Source organism: Streptomyces sp. SID14478, from assembly GCF_010548525.1.
Lineage (GTDB): Bacteria > Actinomycetota > Actinomycetes > Streptomycetales > Streptomycetaceae > Streptomyces.
In genome coordinates this window covers 1-3,302 of the sequence record NZ_JAAGMG010001129.1, presented here as the reverse complement: position 1 = coordinate 3,302, position 3,302 = coordinate 1, and the positions used below count along the sequence as shown (strand labels likewise).

At 73.3% G+C, this 3,302-nt stretch carries 2 protein-coding genes; one reads left to right on the top strand and one right to left on the bottom strand.

Annotation, left to right across the window (positions count from 1 at the left end; genetic code table 11):
• On the top strand, positions 1–2,491 hold a 2,491-nt coding region (locus G3I40_RS36215), incomplete at its 5' end, for an AAA family ATPase (protein ID WP_239092150.1).
• A 34-nt stretch (positions 2,492–2,525) separates the two neighbouring features.
• Here the strand turns inward: G3I40_RS36215 and G3I40_RS36210 are convergent.
• The coding region (locus tag G3I40_RS36210; protein WP_203645402.1) for an NPCBM/NEW2 domain-containing protein at positions 2,526–3,302 on the bottom strand (777 nt) is incomplete at its 5' end.

The window sequence follows — 3,302 nt, the reverse complement described above, 5'->3', positions numbered from 1 at the left end:
CCCCCCACCCCTCAACCCCCCACCCTCCAGACCTCCCCTCCGCACGGGCAACCTCCGCCCCCGCCTGAATTCCTTCGTCGGCCGGGAACCCGAACTCACCGCCATCCGTTCGGAATTGCAAGGAGCACGCCTGGTCACGCTCACGGGCCCGGGCGGCTCCGGCAAGACCCGCCTGGCCGAGGAGGCCGCCGCAGCGGCGCCCCAGGCCTGGCTGGTCGAGCTGGCGCCGCTCGACGACCCGAGGGCGGTCCCGGGCGCGGTGGTCAGCGCCCTGGACCTGCGCGAGACGGTCCTGCTGACCAATGAGTTGTCGAGCTCGCACGACGACCCGACCAGGCTCCTGATAGAGCACTGCGCCCACCGCAGCCTGCTCCTGATCCTTGACAACTGCGAACATGTCATCGATGCGGCAGCCGAGCTGACCGAGACCCTCCTCACGCACTGCCCGGGCCTCACGATCCTCGCCACCAGTCGCGAACCCCTCGGCGTACCGGGGGAGTCCGTGCGCCCCGTCGAGCCGCTGCCACCGGACCCCGCCCACCGCCTGTTCGCCGAGCGGGCCGCCGCGGTCCGCCCCGGCTTCGACCCCAGCCAGGATCCCCAGGCCATCGCCGAGATCTGCCGCCGTCTCGACGGGCTGCCGCTCGCCATCGAGCTGGCGGCGGCCCGACTGCGCCTGCTCGCGCCCCGCCAGATCGCGGACCGCCTCGACGACCGGTTCCGCCTCCTGACCGGCGGCAGCCGCACGGTCCTGCCCCGCCAGCAGGCCCTGCGCGCGGTCGTCGACTGGTCCTGGGACCTGCTCGACGACCGGGAGCGCACCGTCCTGCGCGAGGTGTCGGTCTTCGCGGGCGGCTGGGACCTGGAGGCGGCGGAGGCCGTCTGCTCTCCGCCGGACGTCGCCGACGCCGTCGGTTCTCTCGTGGACAAGTCCCTGCTCATCGCGGCCCCCGGCGGCCGCGGAGTGCCAGGCATGCGCTACCGGATGCTGGAGACCATCGGCGAGTACGCCACGGAGCGCGCCGCAGAGACTCCCGCTCTGCGTCTGGCCGCCCAGCGCCGGCACATCGCGTACGTACGCGCGCTGGTCGAGGCGGCCGACCCCATGCTGCGCACGGGTGAGCAACTCCCGTGGATCCAGCGCCTGGAGACGGAGCTCGACAACATCCGCGCGGCACTGGCGCGGGTCACCGGCGCGCCCGACCTGGCCGACGAGGAGACGGCGATCGCCCTGACGCTGAACCTGGGCTGGTTCTGGTGGCTGCGCAACTACCGACCGGAAGGCTCAGGTTGGGCCGAGCGCGTCCTGGTGCTCCTGCCGGACCGTGCGGTCCCGGATGACCCGGCGGACCCGATGTACTGGCCGCGGATGAACATGCGGCTGCTCGCCCTGTTCCTGACCGTGGAGAACAGGCCGCAGGGCCTCGTCATCACCGACGAGGAGCGCGCCTACGTGGAGCGCGTACGGGACGCCTTCTCGTCGCCCACCCCGCAGGGCGCCCGCTTCCCCGGGATCATCTGGCCGTTCTCGCTCTTCCACCTGGGCGGGGTGAGCGATGCGCGCGCGGCGCTGGACTCCGCCGTCGTCAACTGCCGCCGTTTCGGGGGCGAGTGGGAGCTCGGGGTGACGCTGATGTTCCGTGCGCACATGGCCGTCGACATGCACGGCAACATGCGCGGGCTGGACGACGACCTCACCGAGGCGCTGGACATCAGCCGCCGGGTGGGCGACCGCTGGATGCGGGCCCAGGTGTGCAGCGCCGTGGGCGAGGCCGCCATGGCGCGCGGCCGCTTCGACGAGGCGAAGGAGGAGTACGAGGAGGCGCTGCGGCTCGCCTACGAAGTGGGCGCGTACGCGGAGTCGCCGTTCCTGACGGCGCGCCTCGCCGAGATCGCCTACCGCTCGGGGGACCGCGAGACGGCGGAGAAGACCCTCGACGTGGCGAGCGAGGAGGCGGAGCAGTACGCGGTCGTGGACACCACGGCCTTCGTGGGGCTGCTGCGGGCGCATCTCGCCCTGGCCGACGGGGAGGTGGCCCGTGCGCGCGATTTGTGCGACGGGGCCCGCGACGTGTCCAAGGAAGGGACTCCGCCGCCGCAGTTCGAGGCGGCCCTCGGCCTGATCGACGTACGCATCACTGCAGCGGAGGCGGGCCCGAGGGTCGGTCTCGCGCTCCTGCTCGTCGTGTTGCGCGACGCGGTGGCGGCGAGCTGTGCGGAGGCGGTCACCGCCAGCCTGGTCGACGCCGGCGCCGAGCTCATGGCGCGCAGCGGTGATCTGCCGTGCGCGGTGCGGCTGTTCGCGGCATCGGACGTGCTGCGTGACGTCCAGGTCCGCCCGATGCCGGAGCGGGCCGAGTACGAGGCCGTCTCGGCCGGCGCGCGAGAGGCACTGGGCGACGTACGGTACGAGGCCGAGCGCGCGGCGGGCGCGGCTCTCGCGCACGAGGAGATCCTGGCCGAGCTGGCGTCCGGCGCCGACGCCGCCTGACCGACGGCCGTCTCAGCCGCAGCCGACGGCCGTCTCAGCCGCAGGTGAAGCGGGACTCCGCCCAGTCCGCGAGGGCGACGGAGCCGAACGGGGTGTGCGGTTCGGCCACGAGCCGGATCGTCTTGTGCCCGGCGAGGTTCACATGGACCGGCACGGCCGGGTCGTCGGCGTGCACGACCGGGGAGCTCCAGGCCCGCGCGCCGTCGACGTAGACGGAGAACCGGACCGCGCCGAGCCCCATCGTCATGTCGTCGATGCCCGCATACGCGTCGTACGCGGTGCAGGTGCGGTTGAGGTCGATGGTGACGGAGGACCGGCCGTGCACCGTGACGCCGTTCGCGTAGCTCTTGTTGCCGATCGACATGCCGTAGCGCTGCCACACCCAGCTGCTTTCGCCGAGCCGCATCTCGGGCTCGGTGCCGTCGCCCAGGAGGCCGTAGTCGAGCTGGTTCCACTGGTACGTGGCCGGCGCCGGCGGGGGAGTCGGCTTCGGGGGCGGCGGCTTGGGAGTGGGCTTCGGCTTGGGTGGCGTCGGCTTCGGAGTGGGCTTCGGCTCGGGCGGTGTGGGCTTCGGCGTGGGCTTGGGAGTGGGCTTCGGCTTCGGCGGCGTCGGCTTCGGGGTGGGCTTGGGCGCCGGAGGTTCGGGCTGGGCCTTCGGCGGTTCGGGGGAGGGCTTCGGCGGCACCGGCTGGGACACCGGCGGCTTCTCCGCCTTGGCCTCGGGCTCCGGCTTCGGGTCGCCGGCGAGCGCGATGGCGACGGCCACGGCGACCCCGGCCGCCACCACACCGGCGGCGATCCCGGCCTTCGC